Origin of the sequence: Emticicia sp. (genome assembly GCF_043780375.1) — a bacterium.
Classification (GTDB): domain Bacteria; phylum Bacteroidota; class Bacteroidia; order Cytophagales; family Spirosomataceae; genus Emticicia.
Genome location: NZ_JAYWCU010000101.1, coordinates 1 through 16,618, shown reverse-complemented (window position 1 = coordinate 16,618; position 16,618 = coordinate 1). Strand labels below are relative to the sequence as shown.

General features: G+C 36.5%; 16 protein-coding genes. 11 read left to right on the top strand and 5 right to left on the bottom strand.

From position 1 onward, the window contains the following. The 4 genes from ACH2CJ_RS07735 to ACH2CJ_RS07720 form a co-directional block, all read left to right on the top strand. The coding region (locus ACH2CJ_RS07735) for a TonB-dependent receptor domain-containing protein (protein ID WP_394991820.1) at positions 1–1,038 on the top strand (1,038 nt) is incomplete at its 5' end. Between the two features lie 118 nt (positions 1,039–1,156). Next, entirely contained in the window at positions 1,157–2,836 is a 1,680-nt protein-coding gene (locus tag ACH2CJ_RS07730) for a SusD/RagB family nutrient-binding outer membrane lipoprotein (RefSeq protein ID WP_394991818.1), read from the top strand. A gap of 127 nt (positions 2,837–2,963) precedes the next feature. Next, positions 2,964–3,680: a hypothetical protein gene (locus ACH2CJ_RS07725; RefSeq protein WP_394991816.1), complete on the top strand. Its 717-nt coding sequence runs from the start codon at positions 2,964–2,966 to the stop codon at positions 3,678–3,680. A gap of 78 nt (positions 3,681–3,758) precedes the next feature. Continuing rightward, the gene (locus tag ACH2CJ_RS07720; RefSeq protein WP_394991814.1) at positions 3,759–5,084 is read left to right on the top strand and encodes a hypothetical protein; all 1,326 of its coding nucleotides are present in this window, start codon (positions 3,759–3,761) and stop codon (positions 5,082–5,084) included. 12 nt (positions 5,085–5,096) lie between these two features. Here ACH2CJ_RS07720 and ACH2CJ_RS07715 read toward each other — a convergent pair whose 3' ends face one another. Next, positions 5,097–5,750 (bottom strand): redoxin domain-containing protein, encoded by a 654-nt coding sequence (locus tag ACH2CJ_RS07715; RefSeq protein ID WP_394991812.1) that lies wholly within the window; start codon positions 5,748–5,750, stop codon positions 5,097–5,099. Positions 5,751–5,912: 162 nt separating this feature from the next. On the opposite strand from ACH2CJ_RS07715, the gene ACH2CJ_RS07710 reads away from it, so the two are divergent. From ACH2CJ_RS07710 to aspS, 5 genes are all read left to right on the top strand, one after another. Next, positions 5,913–6,299: a DUF3127 domain-containing protein gene (locus tag ACH2CJ_RS07710; protein ID WP_394991810.1), complete on the top strand. Its 387-nt coding sequence runs from the start codon at positions 5,913–5,915 to the stop codon at positions 6,297–6,299. A gap of 51 nt (positions 6,300–6,350) precedes the next feature. Next, positions 6,351–7,571, top strand: coding sequence for a diaminopimelate decarboxylase (lysA, locus tag ACH2CJ_RS07705; protein ID WP_394991808.1), 1,221 nt, complete (start codon positions 6,351–6,353; stop codon positions 7,569–7,571). 33 nt (positions 7,572–7,604) lie between these two features. Then, positions 7,605–8,129 carry a Uma2 family endonuclease gene (locus ACH2CJ_RS07700; RefSeq protein ID WP_394991806.1) on the top strand — a complete coding sequence of 175 codons (525 nt, stop codon included), beginning with the start codon at positions 7,605–7,607 and terminating at the stop codon, positions 8,127–8,129. A 162-nt stretch (positions 8,130–8,291) separates the two neighbouring features. Beyond that, positions 8,292–9,503, top strand: coding sequence for an acyl-CoA dehydrogenase family protein (locus ACH2CJ_RS07695; RefSeq protein ID WP_394991804.1), 1,212 nt, complete (start codon positions 8,292–8,294; stop codon positions 9,501–9,503). Positions 9,504–9,639: 136 nt separating this feature from the next. Then, on the top strand, positions 9,640–11,403 hold the full coding sequence (gene aspS / locus ACH2CJ_RS07690; protein WP_394991802.1) for an aspartate--tRNA ligase: 1,764 nt from the start codon (positions 9,640–9,642) through the stop codon (positions 11,401–11,403). A 60-nt stretch (positions 11,404–11,463) separates the two neighbouring features. On the opposite strand, the gene ACH2CJ_RS07685 is transcribed toward aspS, so the two are convergent. Beyond that, the gene (locus ACH2CJ_RS07685; RefSeq protein ID WP_394991800.1) at positions 11,464–12,081 is read right to left on the bottom strand and encodes a YiiX/YebB-like N1pC/P60 family cysteine hydrolase; all 618 of its coding nucleotides are present in this window, start codon (positions 12,079–12,081) and stop codon (positions 11,464–11,466) included. Between the two features lie 92 nt (positions 12,082–12,173). Here ACH2CJ_RS07685 and ACH2CJ_RS07680 point away from each other — a divergent pair, with 92 nt between their 5' ends. Beyond that, entirely contained in the window at positions 12,174–12,500 is a 327-nt protein-coding gene (locus ACH2CJ_RS07680; RefSeq protein ID WP_394991798.1) for a HesB/IscA family protein, read from the top strand. 92 nt (positions 12,501–12,592) lie between these two features. Beyond that, positions 12,593–12,790, top strand: a complete 198-nt coding sequence (locus tag ACH2CJ_RS07675) for a PspC domain-containing protein (protein ID WP_394991796.1) — start codon at positions 12,593–12,595, stop codon at positions 12,788–12,790. A 37-nt stretch (positions 12,791–12,827) separates the two neighbouring features. Here the strand turns inward: ACH2CJ_RS07675 and ACH2CJ_RS07670 are convergent, their stop codons facing one another. From ACH2CJ_RS07670 to nspC, 3 genes are all read right to left on the bottom strand, one after another. Further along, positions 12,828–13,727, bottom strand: coding sequence for a DUF1338 domain-containing protein (locus tag ACH2CJ_RS07670; protein ID WP_394991794.1), 900 nt, complete (start codon positions 13,725–13,727; stop codon positions 12,828–12,830). Between the two features lie 5 nt (positions 13,728–13,732). Next, the gene (locus ACH2CJ_RS07665; protein WP_394991792.1) at positions 13,733–14,788 is read right to left on the bottom strand and encodes a saccharopine dehydrogenase C-terminal domain-containing protein; all 1,056 of its coding nucleotides are present in this window, start codon (positions 14,786–14,788) and stop codon (positions 13,733–13,735) included. Positions 14,789–15,151: 363 nt separating this feature from the next. Next, the gene (gene nspC / locus ACH2CJ_RS07660) at positions 15,152–16,288 is read right to left on the bottom strand and encodes a carboxynorspermidine decarboxylase (protein WP_394991790.1); all 1,137 of its coding nucleotides are present in this window, start codon (positions 16,286–16,288) and stop codon (positions 15,152–15,154) included. Positions 16,289–16,618 lie beyond the last annotated feature (330 nt).

The window sequence follows — 16,618 nt, the reverse complement described above, 5'->3', positions numbered from 1 at the left end:
TATGAATTAGGTACAGAATTGCAGTTTTTCAAAAACCGTATCGGAATTGACCTTGCTTATTTCAATCGTGTTTCAACCGATTTGATCGTAACTGCTCGTATCCCAACTTCTTCTGGTTTTGATAATAAAGCAACAAACGCTGGTAAAATCATTAATAAAGGTTGGGAGTTAGGCTTAAACTTAGTTCCAATTAAATTGAATAATGGTTTCACTTGGAACTCATTCGTAGCTTATACTCGTCTGCGTTCGGAAGTAGTTGATGCTGGCCCAAGTGGTGAATTGTTCTTAGGTGGAACAGGTCTTTCTTCAACAGGTACTATGCACCGCAATGGTTTCCCTTATGGTATGATTTATGGTTCAAAAAATGCCCGTGATGACCAAGGAAATGTTTTGATTAATCCAATTTCTGGCTTACCAATACAAAATGCTACTTCTGAAATCTTAGCAAATCCAGCTCCCAAATATACTGTTGGTTGGACTAACACATTTACCTTCAAAGGATTCACTTTGACAGCGTTGATGGACTACCGTGTAGGTGGAAGTATGTTCTCTGCAACTGCTGCTTCTTTGTTATTGAGAGGTCAATTGAAATTCTCTGAAGACCGTGAAGGTATGCGTGTAATTCCTGGTGTATTAGGAGACCCACAAACATACAAACCATTGCTTGACGAAACTGGCAAACAAATCAAAAACACGATTCCTATGACGGCATTCCAATCGCATTTCTCTAATGGATATGGTGCTTATGGTGCTGATGAAACGAATATTTATGACATCACAACAATTCGTTTGCGTGAAGTTTCATTAGGATATAATGTTCCTAAAGCGTTCTTGAAAAAAACATTGCCATTTATTGGTGGTTTGAGAATTTCAGGTTCGGGTAGAAACTTGTGGTTCAAATCTCCTAACTTGTTGACAGGCTTAAATTTTGACCCAGAAGTGTTATCAAACTTTGCTGATTCAAATATTCAAGGATTTGACTTAGGTGCCGCACCTTCAACTCGTCGTTACGGAATTAACTTATCAGTATCGTTCTAATTTTATTGGTTTTTGGTTTTTAGAGATTAGTTTTTAGTTTTTTAAAATTTCAATATTAACTTAAAAAGCTACACCTAATTCCTAACACCTAATTCCTAACACCTAAAAAAAAATAGAGATGAAATTAAAATATATATCAAAGGTAGCATTTACCACAGGCCTTATCGGTCTGCTAAGTGCCTGTGATTTAACAGATTTGGATATAAATCAAAGTCCAAATAGCCCTACAGTAGCTTCTGCAAAGCTTCTGTTACCAACAGCAGAGTTTGCAGCTATCAATGCTGTAACAGCAGTAAATGATAATGCAATGGGGTTTGCAGGTTTATTGAGTAGTGCTGATAATTTCGACCTCAGCAATCAGTCATATAACGGTACTTGGAACAGCTTCTATCGTAATATGAGTAATGTGCAGGCAATTATCAATTCAAGTGCAGGTAGCCCACATTATTTGGGAGTTGCTCAAATATTGAAAGCCTATGCCACTGGTAATTTTGTTGATACTTTTGGCGATGTGCCATACAGTGAAGCATGGCAAGGAAATGCTGAAACGGCAATTACTACCCCTAAGTTTGATAAAGATTCGGAAATTTATGAATCTTTAATTAAATTGTGTGATGAAGCCGTAGTAAACCTCTCAAAAGCAACTGCAGATCCTTTAGCTGCTTCTGCCGACTTTATGTATGGCGGTTCGGCTGCCAAATGGATTAAGTTTGCTAAATCAGTAAAGATTCGTTTATTGTTAAATTCTCGTAAAGGTCGTGCAACTGGTAACGCAGACTTGAATGCAGCTATTGCTGCAGGTGGATATATTACAGCCCCTGCCGATGACTTTGTATTCAATTACAGTACTGCTTCTTCACCAGAAGGTCGTCATCCTTGGTTCCAATCGGCCTATTTGGCTGATAATGGTTTTGCATATCCTGCTCACCAATTAATGGAAGAAATGATTTTTAACAAAGACCCACGTTTAGATTTCTATTTCTATCGTCAAACAGCAACTATTCTTGACCCAAATAACCCTACTGACAGAGGAACAATTCCTTTCGGTGGAACTTATTTAGTGTTAAAGCCTGCATTCTTGGCTAAATGGACAACGGTTTTTGGGGCTGCCCCAACCGCTGCCGATAAATCATATATTGCAGGTTTCTTTGGCCGTGACAGAGGAGACAATACTGGTGTACCACAAGATGGTGCGTTGCGTACTGCTCCTGGAACTTACCCAGCTGGTGGTTTGTTTGGTGGTAAAAATGTAACACCAAGAGCATTGACGGGTGGTAGAGGTTCTGGAAATGGCATTTGGCCATTGGTAACAAGCAATAACATGAAGTTTTACCAAATCGAGTCTATCTTAGATGGTGGTGGTACTGGTGATGCAAAAGCAATCTTTGAAGCAGCAATCAGAGAGCATATTGCTCGTGTGGCTGCTTTAGGTGCTAAAGTTGATGCTGCAAATGCAGTAGCTCCAACCGCAGCTGCAATTAATGAATATGTTGCAAGTATGTTGAAACTTTATGATGCCGCACCATCGAATGCTGCTAAATTGAATGTAGTATTAAAGCAATTGTGGTTCTGCTCATGGGGACAAGGAATGGAGATTTGGAATGCAATGCGTCGTACTGGCTTTCCTTCAACTATTAATAACCCAATAATTAAGCCGCCAAGACAATACGCTTTGCGTTTGCCTTATACTTCACAAGAAGGTAGTTTAAACCCTAATGCGACTTCAAAATTAACAGAAGTTATTTTTGATAGAGACCCTGTATTCTGGGATAAAGTTAAACTTAAATGGGAATTCTAAATTATTAGATACGAGACAATAGATATGCGAAATGAGACACGAGATAAGGGAGTTTTAATATCCCAAATCTCTAATCTCAAACCCCCTATCTCGAATCTTTTCTTTAAAACTAAAACAGTATTTAAAAATGAAAAAAATATTAAGTCTAACAATCATGGTTTCTCTGATGCTTGCATTTGCTGCTTGTAGAGATGAATCATTGAATCCCCTACCAACGTTTTTGCCAGGTGTGCATGGCTTTACGGTTTTTGATGGTATTGCATTTAACGGAAATTTATTATCAAGACCTCAGCCTTATGAGCAAAATAATGCTAAGAATTTCCCAAAAGCAGCTCAAAATACAGCAAAAATTGATTTAAAAACTCGTTGGGTATCTTTAGATAACAAACTAACAGTTAATAAAATTGATATTTATGTAAGAATGTTAGAGTCATACAATGACCCTGATGGCAACCCTAAAGTGGCTGATTTGAGTGGTAATGGCAAAGGAAAACTGATTTCAACTATTGCAACGCCAGCAGCCAATCGTCAATGGAATAGCTTTAGCATTACGCCACAGCAAATTTATGATGCATACAAAACAGCTACTGTAAAGTATGACAAAGTAAAAGCAGTAAATGTATTTAGCAATCCTGCAAGACCACGTCCAACTAATGCTTGGATGAGACCTGCGGAAACTGCTACTTATGGTGCTGTTGAAGCTGATAACTTTATCGTAACTTGGGTACTTTATACAAGTGATGGACAAGTATTTAATACTTGGAATCCAGATTCAATTTGTGGAGACCCAACTTCAGTTTCTGAAGCAAATTCTAATTGCCAAATATCATTTGTTGTAAAATAGTTAATATTTGTTTGCAAATTGCATAATTTTGAAAGAGCAGGTTACGTTTGTAATCTGCTCTTTATTTTTTTAATTTATATGACAAATAATAATCAAGGAATTTTCTTAGTAATAGCATTAATGCTGTATGTTAATATCTCTTTTGCCCAGAAAGTAAGCGAAATCAATTTCTATGATAATATCGCTCCAATTATATATAAAAACTGCACGCCTTGCCATCAACCTAATAAATCTGCTCCTTTCAGTTTAATCAAATATGAAGATGTTGTCAAACGTGCTAAATTTATTGGCAGAGTTACGCAATCTCGATATATGCCGCCTTTTCCAGCTGACCGAAAATTTCAATCATATCTGAATGAAAGAGGGCTTACTGTGGGAGAAATAACCACTATTAAACTTTGGATTGAGGGAGGAATGTTAGAGGGAAGTGAAAAGCCTGTAGTCGATAGCGGGCGGAGTTCCGTTCCACAGTCTAACGTGGGCAGTTTGCAGTCTTCAGTTTTCAGCTTACAAGAAAAAGTGCCTGATTTGGTCTTGAAAATAAATAAACCCTATCAGATTTTAGGTGAAAACATTGAAGATTTTCGTTTTTTTAGTTTACCGAGTAATACCAAAAAAGATGAATATATCGAAGCCATTGGTTTTACTGCAGGAAATAAAAAATTAGTTCATCACAGCCGATTAATGGTTGATACAACCAATAATATTCGTGAAATTGATGGTCTTTCAGAAACTGACTTGAAGGTTTATGAATTTCAGAAAACAACTTTGAAAGATGAGTTTCTGTACGGCTGGGTACCGGGAAACGACAAAATTAGCTTTCCTAAAGGAACAGGTATAAAACTCAATGCCAATTCAGATTTTATATTGAATATGCACTATGCCCCCTCGCCTGTGATAGAAACCGACCAGTCGGAAATTTTGCTTTTCTTTGCCAAACAGAAAGTTGAACGAGAGGTAAAAAACTTTACTTTACGAGAAAATGACATTTCAAACAAGCCATTTTTGATAAAATCGGGCGAAAAACCTACTTTTTATATTGCTAAAAAAATAGAAAAATCAATCTCTTTGATTTCGGTTTTACCTCATGCACACCTGATTGGCAAAACTTTTCGTGCCTTTGTAGTTACGCCCGATGGAGAAGTAGTAAATTTAGTAAAAATAGACAATTGGGATTTTAATTGGCAAATGACTTACCAATTCAAGAAGCTCTTAAAAATTCCTGCAGGTTCGACGTTTATAGTGGAAGCAAGTTATGACAATTCGGCAGAAAATCCCGAAAATCCAAATATTCCACCGAAAGATATTGGTTATGGTTGGGGAACAAAAGATGAAATGCTAAACTTGGTTTTATATTATTTGGATTATAAAGAAGGCGATGAAAGGATTGAGCAAAGTCATTAATAACATTGTACTTTAGAGCAAACAACCCACTGGCTCAACGAATTTTACCTTTATGGCTTCCCCCTTTTTGTAGTTTGCAATGGCATCAAGCAAATAAAACTCGGTAGGAGTCGCTCTATTTCTACCTAAACCATAAAACCAATTGTCAATAGCTCCGTGATAAAGCGTTTTTCTTTTATTATCTAATAGAAATACTTCAGGCGAATAATTTCCTTTCAATTTTTTAAGTAACTTCCTTTTTGCATCAAAAATAATCGGCAAATCAAATTTATATTCTTCTCTGAATTCTGCCAAAGAACTTTTTTCAAGCACCTTAAAAGGATAAACTATATATGTTTTTATTCCTTCAATACCGTATTTTTTGTCTAATTCGGTCAAATTCTTAGTGTATTTTTGGCAAATTGGGCATTCGGGGTCGAAAAAAACAACTATTGAGGCTTTATTTTGTTTGAGAATTTTGTAGTCAAAAAATTGCTCACCATCAGTTGGTAATTTTTGGGCGGCTGATGACAAAAAAAGAACAGAAAAGAGTATCGTGAAATACAAAATACCTACTTCAGCTCTACTTTTAAAAAAAAGATTTCTTTTCCTCTTTGAAACGGTTTGAGCAAATGATGAAACTATGATGGTAGAAAAGTTAAAAAGTAGCAACACGTTTTTTTTCATAAGATTTATTGATTTCTCAAATTTACAGCATTATTTCAAAATGATACATTATTGCTATGGAAATTTTCAAAAATTAGACTTCTATTGCTACAACCTTTCTTCATTCCTTTTTCAATCCAAAGATTAGGCTTACTTTTGTAAAAACATTTATCAAATTTTACAATGGAAATCAAAGGAAGACTTATTCACTTATTAGCCCTACAGACAGGTGAAGGCAAAAATGGTACTTGGAAAAAACAAGATTTTGTAATTGAAACAGACGGACAATACCCAAAGAAAGTATGTCTTTCGGCATGGGGCGATAAATTTAACGAAAATTATTTGACAGAAGGAAACGATTTATTGGTATCATTCGATGCGGAAAGTCGTGAATATAATGGTCGTTGGTTTACAGATTTGAAAGCATGGAAAATTGAATTAGCAGGTACAGAATCGCCCGCTACTTCAGCACCAACTGGATATAAAGCATCAGCACCTGCTCAACCCTCAAGTGTTGCTCCCGAATTTGTTGTTTCAGCAGAAGGAGAAAAAGATGATTTACCATTTTAAAAAGCCCACAACAGCGAGGACCTTTTTACATTACGTTAGTTAAAAAAAAGCATGTTTTCAATTCAAAATATTGGCGTTGAAGCCTTAGTCGAGCAGTTTGGCTCTCCACTTTATGTATATGACGGGCATAAAATTGAAGAACAAATTGCCAAAATGCGAAGTGCATTTGCAGGTTCAAATCTTAAAATAAAGTATGCTTGCAAGGCTCTTACCAATGTCAGTATCATGAAATTGATGCGTAAAAATGGCGTTGATATCGACGTTGTATCTATGCAAGAAGCTCATTTAGCGATTTTGGCAGGTTATGCACCTAATCAAATTCAATATACCCCAAGTGGCGTTGCTTTTTCGGAAGTACAAGAAGCTGTAGAAATGGGTTTACGAATGAATTTGGATTCATTGCCCCTGCTCGAAAAATTTGGTCAAACTTATGGAAATCGTTTCCCAATTTGTTTACGAATCAACCCACACATTATGGCGGGCGGAACATTGAAGATTTCGACAGGACATAAAGATTCAAAGTTTGGTATTTCGATTGAACAAGCAGAAGAAATCAATACAATTGTACAGAAATATGACCTAAATGTAGTTGGTTTACATCAACATACTGGTTCAGATTTCAAAAATGCCAACGTAATAATTGAAGCTGCCGAAAAACTTTTTGATTTGACATTTAGGTATTTCCCAAATATTCAGTTTATTGATTTAGGCTCTGGTTTTAAAGTCGCTTATAAAGAAGAAGACCACGTAACCGATATGGAAAAATTGGGAAAGGGCGTTGTAAAAGTTTTCAATGAATTCTGCGGAAAATTTGGTCGTGATGTCGAGCTTTGGTTCGAGCCTGGCAAGTTTTTAGTAAGTGAAAGTGGTAATTTATTGGCTCGTGCAAATGTAGTAAAGTATAGCCCTGAACGAAATTTTATTGGTATTGACTCTGGACTCAATCACCTCATTCGCCCAATGATGTACGACGCTTATCACGAAATAATCAACGGCTCAAACCTTGATAATGAAGAGAAAGAAACGTATGACATTGTTGGATATATTTGCGAAACTGATACTTTTGGGAAAGACAGAAAACTTCCAAAAACAAATGAAGGCGATATAATGGTTATAAAAAATGCAGGAGCTTACGGTTTTTCGATGGCATCGAATTATAATTCACGTTTCCGCCCTGCCGAAGTTTTGATTTATGAAGGTAAACCTCATCTCATTCGTAAAAGAGAAACGATGGAAGATATTTTGAAAAATCAAGTCGTGATTGATTTGTAGAATTGCTATATTTGATTTTAAATTCATAACATTATGGTACTATCAGCAACAGAATCATTGCAAGATTGGGATTTAATGCAAATCATTAATGGAAAAGAGATAGAAATGCCAAGTCCACTTTTAAAACATCAACGAATTTCACGAATCTTGCAAAGGATGATAGAAGATTTTTTGATACATAGTAACTTAGGAGAATTATTCAATGCTCCTTTGGATGTCATTTTTGAAGAAGGTATAAATAGAGTTCAGCCTGATTTGATTTATATTTCTAATGAAAATAAAGATATTATTAAAGATTGGATTCGTGGAGTACCAGATTTGTTGGTAGAAGTTGTTTCAAAAGGTTCATTTTATATTGATACTGTTGATAAAAAGGAAATCTACCAAAAATACGGTGTAAAAGAATATTGGATTGTATTTCCTGAATATGATACCATTGAAGTTTTAACACTGGAAGAAGATGGCTATAAAATGTTTTCGAGAGGTACTGATGCTGAAATCGTAAAATCAAAATTACTTGACGGACTCGAAATAAAAGTAAGTGATGTAACATATTAATTAAACATCGGGTTTTAACAGTACAACCATATTTGAAGTATTTGTACAAGAAAAGAGACTTATTCGCTAAGTCTCTTTTTTATTTAATAAGCAATGTCATATTTTTGTAAAACGATTAGTCGCTCATTTGCAAAATATTATTCATTCCATTTTCATAAAAAAATGATACCTTCTCAACAAACTTTCAAACATTCAAGCAAAAAAGACGAATTTGAATCACCCGATTTATACCAAATTGATGACTTATTGACCGAAGAGCAATTAATGATTCGTTCAGCCGTGCGTGATTTTGTGAAAAAAGAAATTTCTCCCATCATCGAAGATGCGGCTCAAACTTGTACTTTTCCTGAGTTTATCGTCAAAAAAATGGGCGATATGGGTGTTTTCGGGCCTACGATTCCACTCGAATATGGCGGACAAAGTCTTGATTATATTTCGTATGGCTTGATGATGCAGGAAATCGAAAGAGGAGATTCGGGTATGCGATCAACTGCTTCGGTGCAAGGCTCGTTGGTAATGTTTCCGATTTATAAATATGGTAGCGAGGAGCAGAAAATGAAGTTTTTGCCAAAATTAGGTAGTGGAGAATATTTAGGTTGCTTTGGCTTGACTGAACCAGATTTTGGCTCAAATCCAAGCGGAATGACAACCAATTTTAAAGAAGACGGCGACCACGTAATTTTAAATGGTTCAAAAATGTGGATTTCTAATTCACCAAGAGCCGATGTGGCGGTTGTTTGGGCAAAAAATGAACAAGGTCGCATTAAAGGAATTATCGTTGAGCGAGGAATGGACGGTTTCAGCACGCCCGAAATTCATGGAAAATGGTCGTTGCGTGCAAGCATTACAGGCGAGTTAGTTTTTGATAATGTAAGAGTGCCCAAATCAAATATTCTGCCCGATGCAGATGGGTTGAAAGCACCAATGTCGTGCCTTGACAATGCTCGTTATGGTATTGCATGGGGAGCTTTGGGTGCTGCTATGGACTGCTACGAATCTGCAAGAAGATACGCAATGGAACGAATTCAGTTTGATAAACCGATTGCTTCATTTCAATTAATACAAAAGAAATTAGCCGAAATGCTCACCGAAATCACCAAAGCACAGTTAATTTGTTGGCGTTTAGGAACTTTAAAAAATACAGGAAAAGCTACAACCGCTCAAATATCTTTGGCAAAACGAAATAATGTAGCAATGGCATTAGAAATTGCCCGTGAAGCTCGTCAAATTCACGGTGGAATGGGCATCACTGGTGAATATTCAATCATGCGTCATCAAATGAATCTCGAATCGGTGGTCACTTATGAAGGTACACACGATATTCATTTATTGATTTTAGGTCATGCTATTACTGGAATTTCGGCTTTTAAATAAATTGAATATTTCATTACTATCAGTTAAAACAGACGGTAATGAACTTTACTGTATTCATTCAATTTCTCTCATTATACTCCTTTCTTTAAGTAAAAATCCTTATTTTTGCAGAAAATTTAATAATACATAATTAATAATGTTAAGAACTCATACGTGTGGAGAGCTAAGAATCTCTGATGTGAATAAAACCGTTACATTAAGCGGTTGGGTACAAGTTGTGCGTGATAAAGGTGGTATTATTTACATTGACCTCCGTGACCGTTATGGCATCACACAATTGATTTTGAATGAAAATATCACCGATACAGCTTCAATAGCTTTGGCTCGTACTTTGAGCCGTGAGTTTGTGGTTCAAGCAAAAGGAGAAGTAATTGAGCGTATCGCAAAAAATGACAAGATAGAAACGGGTGATGTTGAAATAAAAGTAACGGCTCTCGAAGTATTGAACCCAGCTAAGTTACCGCCGTTTTTAATTCAAGACGAAACCGATGGTGGCGACGATATTCGCATGAAATATCGTTACCTTGATTTACGTCGTAATGTGGTACGTCAGAGTTTGCAATTACGTCATAAAATGGCACAGCAAACTCGTGTTTTCATGGATGCACAGGATTTTATCGAAGTAGAAACACCCGTTTTGATAAAATCTACGCCCGAAGGTGCAAGAGATTTTGTTGTGCCGAGTCGCATGAATCCAGGTGAATTTTATGCCTTGCCACAGTCGCCACAAACATTTAAGCAATTATTGATGGTTGGTGGCTTTGACCGTTATTATCAAATAGTAAAATGTTTCCGTGATGAAGATTTACGTGCCGACCGTCAGCCCGAATTTACACAAATAGACTGTGAAATGTCGTTTGTTGAGCAAGAAGATATTTTAAATATGTTTGAAGGTTTGATACGTCATTTGTTCAAAACCGTCAAAAATATTGATATGCCCGAAGTTCCTCGCATGACTTATGCCGATGCCATGCGTTTATACGGTAATGACAAGCCAGATATTCGTTTCGCAATGGAGTTTGTGGAATTAACCGACCTTGCAAAAGGGAAAGATTTTCCAGTTTTCGATGCCGCCGAATTAGTAGTAGCAATCAACGCCAAAGGTTGTGCAGATTATACTCGTAAGCAATTAGACGAACTCACAGAATGGTTAAAACGCCCTCAAATTGGAGCAAAAGGCTTGATTTATGTAAGATACAATGCCGACGGCACTTTGAAATCTTCGGTTGATAAATTCTATTCAGAAGAAGATTTGAAGGCTTGGGCAGAGCGTTGTGGAGCCGAAAAAGCGGAATGCCGCCCAGGCGACCTAATTTTAGTTCTTTCTGGCGATGCAAATAAGGTTCGCAAGCAAATGAGCGAACTCCGATTGGAGATGGGAAATCGCTTGGGTCTTAGAAAACCTGACGAATTTAAAGCTCTTTGGGTATTAGATTTTCCTTTATTAGAATACGGAGAGGAAGAAAATAGATGGTTTGCGATGCACCACCCGTTTACGAGTCCGAAGCCAGAAGATATTGCTTTGTTGGAAACAGATTTAGGAGCGGTGAGAGCCAATGCCTACGATATGGTTATTAATGGAACAGAAGTTGGTGGAGGTTCGGTGCGTATTTTCCAAAGACCATTGCAACAAAGAATGTTTGAAATCTTAGGATTTTCGGACGAAGAAGCCAAAAAACAATTCGGTTTCTTGATGGATGCTTTTGAATTCGGAGCTCCACCTCACGCAGGAATTGCCTTTGGTTTTGACCGTTTATGTTCAATTTTTGGTGGTGCCGACTCAATTCGTGATTTTATTGCTTTCCCGAAAAACAATTCAGGACGTGATACAATGATTGATTCACCTTCAACAATTGATGCTAAACAAATGGACGAATTAAAGATTAAGACCACTGTTTAAACATAACTCTTTTTTAAAAACTGCAAGGATTGAAACAATCCTTGCAGTTTTTTTTTGCCTTCAAATTATGACTCCTTTCATCTCTACTCGTTCATTATTCCAGATAGCAGTGGGTGAAATAAAATCTCCCCTATCATATTTCAAATAAATTCCTGCTCGCTTGAAAGCCTCATAGATGTATTCGGCACAACTATACTTATCATCATGAAACAGCCTCTTTTTCCCTGCAACGGTTCGCCAAAGCACTCGCCAATATTCTTTTCGATCATACTGTTTTGAAAGATTATCTAATACAAATTCCTTGATTGTTAATGACTTATCTGTGGGCAAATCTTGCATTCTTGCCCAAGCTACTCGGCCATTATACGAACGTTTGTGTCCGTCATAATCTTTTATAACAAACGACATCGGAATCATTCGAACGCCTACCTCAATAATACTTTCAACCAAAAAAACTCGATTAATTTCTTCGATTCTAACCACAATTCCAACATGGCTCCATGCACCTTTCGAGCGGATACGAATCAATTCGGAAAGCCAATGATTTCCTGAAAAGAAAATCAAATCGCCAGTTTGCAATTCATCTCTCAAAATTTCATAGTTTCGAGTTATTCCTCGCACACCATTTTTAGGAAATAAGTCGTCTAACTTTTTTCGATTAACTAATCTAAGAGCCATGAAACTTTTGAGTATTACTTTTCGTTAAATAATTGTGAAAGTCAAATATACTGGTATCAATCGCCAATTCACTTATTCATTAGATTAAAATTATGGTAACTGTAACAGAAATCGCAAAAAATAAAATTATAGAACTTCGTGCAAAAGACGGTTTAGCCGGAAATCATGGAGTAAGAGTAGCTGTAGAAGGTGGAGGCTGCTCAGGTTTGATGTATGATTTGAATTTTGATGCGGAACAACGACCAAGCGACCATGTTTTTGAAGACAACGGCATCAAAGTTTTTGTTGATAAAAAGAGCCTTTTATACCTAATTGGTACAGAATTAGACTTTTCTGATGGTTTAAATGGCAAAGGATTTCAGTTTAAAAACCCAAACGCCACTCGTACTTGTGGTTGTGGCGAAAGTTTTTCAGTATAAATTTGCCGTTAGATAAGATTTGACAATAATTATACAAAAACCATCAGTGTGATAACAGATGGTTTTTATTTTGACACATAAACTTTAAAACAATGGAAAAGAAATTAAGCAGAACAATCGGTAGTGAAAAAATGCTTTTTGGCGTTTGTGGAGGTATAGCTAAATATTTCGGATTAGACGCTATCCTTATCCGAATTCTGTGGGTATTATTAACAATTCTGGGTATTGGTACGCCTATTTTGATTTATGCCCTCATGTGTTTTATTATGCCAAAAGAAGGAACAGTGTAAGGATATAAAGTTCTACACTGTTCCTTTAGTATTCGAATTACATTTCAGCCTTCATGGTCTGGCTGGTAAATGTGCTTTCAAAAATCTTATCTGCATTACCTGTTTCAAAACCTTCACGGCGGTGATTTCTTTCGATTTCATCAAGTGATAAAGAGCCAAATTGAGGCAAAACTTTTCGTTCGGCAAACTCCACGTAACTACCTGCTATTGAGTGTTTTTTTCCATCAAAAAATTCGGCTTCAATCATTTCAGCAACAGTCGAACTTTGTAATAATCCTCCATCGGGACTAACCTTTATTTTTCCGCCAGAATCATTAAGTTTTACGTCAAATTTCTCCAAAAAACCATTAAATTTTTGAATCGTATTATAGCCTTCTTTCAAATTATGTACACTAATTGTATAATGATTTAAGTAATATCGATTATAAATAACCCAAGCGGCATATTCGCTTTCTTTGAGTAAAGCATTATAATCTTCCCAAGATGGTGTTCGCCACAGTGGATTGTGCAAAAACTCATCAATTGCTACGCCATCATTCAAATCTAAGTTGTCGGCAGGGTCAGTTTCTACTTCATCAGTATAGCTTTTTATAATTCGTTGAGCATTTTCTGATAAATCATCGACTCTGAGTTCACTTACAAAAATCCTTGGAAAATGAGGTTCTGGCGGAGAAAACCAGTAGGCATTCAATTTTTTGACTTCAAAATTAAAAAAATCACGTTTTTTGTAGCCAAAATGAAGAAAAATTTTCTCAAAAGATTGAATACCTAATTGCGGCACACCTATTGTGCGAAAAGCCACATGGTCATTTTCAATTTCGTTAGCATCGGTAATAACTCCTTCCGCAATCATGGCATGAGCTACTTTATTTACGTCGGGTACTCGCTCGCTGTATCGACGCATCAAGCCATTTAATACAAATTCTAAAGTTTTCATATAATTTAATCCTTAAAAAACGAACCGTTTGTTGTTGCAAGATAAGAACCAAAATTAATGTCTTCTTGTTTCAAAAACCCCTGCTGCGGCAATTTCCCATCAGCAACCATCTCTACAACGGCAGCGATTGAAGCAGCAGTTGTCCACGAAATAGCACGCCAATGTTTACCATCAATTTCGATTGGGTGATAAGCTCTATAAAATTCTTCACGAGCCAATTCTTGTCCTTTCCAGCCTTCCACAACAGCATATACATATACTACATCTTCTTGCACAGGAGGTTTTGCTTCAGTCAATATTTTTTCTACGAGTTCTCGTTTATCTTTCAAAATCAACTCATAAAGTAAAAATTTCATCAATTTTGCATGCCCCGGATAACGAATAGTTTTATAATTAAGGGTATCAACTTTTCCTGCGTAAGTTTCACACATAGTTCCAAGTCCACCTGATGTGCTGAAAGCCTCAAATTCTTGTCCTTCAATCTGAATATGCTCAATTCCGTCGAGTGAAGTAACCATTTTTACTTCACCATTATGAATCACTTCCGCATCATTGATGTATTCATTTATCACCCCAGCAGGAGACCAAGTAAATGAGTATCCCATCAAACCGTTCGGAAAACGAGGTAAAGCCCCCACACGGAGTTCGATATCACGCAGTTTTGTAAAACGTTTGGCTAAATCAGCCCCTACAATTCCGATTAAACCTGGTGCAAGTCCACATTGTGGAGCCATTACTGCCGTGGAAGTTTTTGCCATTTCTCTGATTGCCAAAGTTGTGGGCACATCTTCTGTTAAATCAAAGTAGTGAATACCTAATTTATGAGCCGTTTGAGCAATTGGAAGATTAAGATTGTAAGGCATTGCCGATACAACCGCATCGAAATCTTTGAGTGTTTTTTCTAAAAAATTGATGTCGTTTACATCACCAAGTAAGACATCAAAGGGCAATGTGGTAGAAGGTTGGCGTAAGTCCATACCCGTAACGGCAAAGCGTTTTGCAAGTAAAGTACCAACCAACGAACCTACCTTGCCCATACCAATGACAAGAATGTTTTTCATTGAAGGAAAAGTTTAAATTATGTTATGATGAAATATATTGCGATAATGTATATTCAACGAGTTATTATCTCGTTTTATAGCAAGACGGATTAAAAATCTGTCGTACAAAACAGTAAAACTTTGTCAGGAAAAATCGGACTGGTGTTCCAGTACGTGAAAATACAACCTAACAAGCGTCAGGAACAAATGAGCAGGCACTGCGAAGGTAGGCAAGGCGTGCTAAGAGGTATTTTAGGTCTTTAAACAAATGAAGAATAATTTTTATGCAAATGTAGAAAACCAAAAGGCATTTGCAAGAAAATGGAGAGAGATTTTTAAAGTCTCTCTCCATTTTCGGGTCGAACCACCGATGCAGAGAGGGTTTCAAATCCTATCCTTATAAGTTTCAAACCCAAAACTTTTCAATAATTGAAAAGTGTCATTTTCTTTCCAGATTCCGATTGATGGTAAGCCGACACCATTAAAAGTAGTAGTTTTTACCATTGTATAATGAATCATATCATCGAAAACTACGCTATCTCCAATTTTCAGAGGTTGGTCGAACGAATAATCTCCTATAAAATCTCCTGCCAAGCAAGTCATACCGCCCATGCGATAAGTTGGTTTGCCTATGACTACATCGGTTGCTCCCCAAATACGTGGTTTGTAGGGCATTTCGAGTGTATCGGGCATGTGAGCAGCAAACGATACATCTAAAATTGCGACATCAACACCTTGGGCATCAACAATATCCAAAACAGTTGAGGTCAGATAACCTGTTTGCCAGCCAATAGCCGAGCCAGGTTCGAGTATGATGTCGATATTATAAGTTTCTTGCAAACGTTTAATCAGCGAAATTAAATGTTCATGGTTATAGCCTTCACGAGTCATTAAGTGTCCGCCACCGAGATTTAACCATTTTACTTGGTGCAATAAATCTCCAAATTTCTCTTCAATATGCACCAAAGTACGCTCCAATGTATAAGAATCATTTTCGCAAAGTGTATGCGAATGTAGTCCTTCTATTCCTTCAGGCAGTTTTTCACCTAATAAATCTCTCGTAATTCCTAATCTTGAACCAACAATACAAGGATTATACATATCAGTTTCAACTTCGGCGTATTGCGGGTTGATTCTAATTCCGCAAGAAATTTTACGTTCAAAACCTTGCACTTTTTCTTTAAACTGATTCCACTGATTCAATGAATTGAAGGTAATATGACTGCTATAAGTCATCATTTCATCAAATTCTTGAGGTTTATAAGCAGGGGAATACGTATGAGCCAAACAACCCATTTCTTCCACAATCAAGCGAGCTTCGTTGAGTGAACTTGCCGTTGCTCCAGACAAATATTGAGCCACCATCGGAAAAGTTGCGTACATCGAAAAGCCTTTGAGTGCTACGATAATCGATGCCCCCGACTTGGTTTGTACACTGTTGATTAATTCAAGATTTCGGCGTAAAAGTCTTTCTTCTAAAACATAACACGGCGAAGGGATTTGTGAAATATCAATTGACATAATTTTGCGTTGTGATTTTTGTTCCACAAAAATACTCATTTCATGGCAATCCATAACAAAAAATAGCTCGAACAAATATTATTCTGACTATCGAAATCTACTCATTAACCACAAACCTATTTTATTTCAAGTGCAGAATTAGAGGGGAATAGACTGAAAATCAAGAATTTTAAGGCTTTTGTAAAGTTTTTATATAAAGTGTGAATAATAATGACAGAATTATTAATAAAAATTTTAAAACCGTACACAAATAATAATACTTGGAGAAATTAGACGAGTAAAAGACAAACTCGCCTAATTTTGTAAAAATATATAATTATAATATGTACA

Coding starts and splice junctions, on each gene's coding strand:
- ACH2CJ_RS07710 (WP_394991810.1), top strand. CDS start 5,913: ATGGAAATCAAAGGAAGACTTATTCACTTATTAGCCCTACAGACAGGT.
- nspC (WP_394991790.1), bottom strand. CDS start 16,288: ATGTCAATTGATATTTCACAAATCCCTTCGCCGTGTTATGTTTTAGAA.
- ACH2CJ_RS07665 (WP_394991792.1), bottom strand. CDS start 14,788: ATGAAAAACATTCTTGTCATTGGTATGGGCAAGGTAGGTTCGTTGGTT.
- ACH2CJ_RS07695 (WP_394991804.1), top strand. CDS start 8,292: ATGATACCTTCTCAACAAACTTTCAAACATTCAAGCAAAAAAGACGAA.
- lysA (WP_394991808.1), top strand. CDS start 6,351: ATGTTTTCAATTCAAAATATTGGCGTTGAAGCCTTAGTCGAGCAGTTT.
- aspS (WP_394991802.1), top strand. CDS start 9,640: ATGTTAAGAACTCATACGTGTGGAGAGCTAAGAATCTCTGATGTGAAT.
- ACH2CJ_RS07715 (WP_394991812.1), bottom strand. CDS start 5,750: ATGAAAAAAAACGTGTTGCTACTTTTTAACTTTTCTACCATCATAGTT.
- ACH2CJ_RS07670 (WP_394991794.1), bottom strand. CDS start 13,727: ATGAAAACTTTAGAATTTGTATTAAATGGCTTGATGCGTCGATACAGC.
- ACH2CJ_RS07725 (WP_394991816.1), top strand. CDS start 2,964: ATGAAAAAAATATTAAGTCTAACAATCATGGTTTCTCTGATGCTTGCA.
- ACH2CJ_RS07675 (WP_394991796.1), top strand. CDS start 12,593: ATGGAAAAGAAATTAAGCAGAACAATCGGTAGTGAAAAAATGCTTTTT.
- ACH2CJ_RS07730 (WP_394991818.1), top strand. CDS start 1,157: ATGAAATTAAAATATATATCAAAGGTAGCATTTACCACAGGCCTTATC.
- ACH2CJ_RS07720 (WP_394991814.1), top strand. CDS start 3,759: ATGACAAATAATAATCAAGGAATTTTCTTAGTAATAGCATTAATGCTG.
- ACH2CJ_RS07680 (WP_394991798.1), top strand. CDS start 12,174: ATGGTAACTGTAACAGAAATCGCAAAAAATAAAATTATAGAACTTCGT.
- ACH2CJ_RS07700 (WP_394991806.1), top strand. CDS start 7,605: ATGGTACTATCAGCAACAGAATCATTGCAAGATTGGGATTTAATGCAA.
- ACH2CJ_RS07685 (WP_394991800.1), bottom strand. CDS start 12,081: ATGGCTCTTAGATTAGTTAATCGAAAAAAGTTAGACGACTTATTTCCT.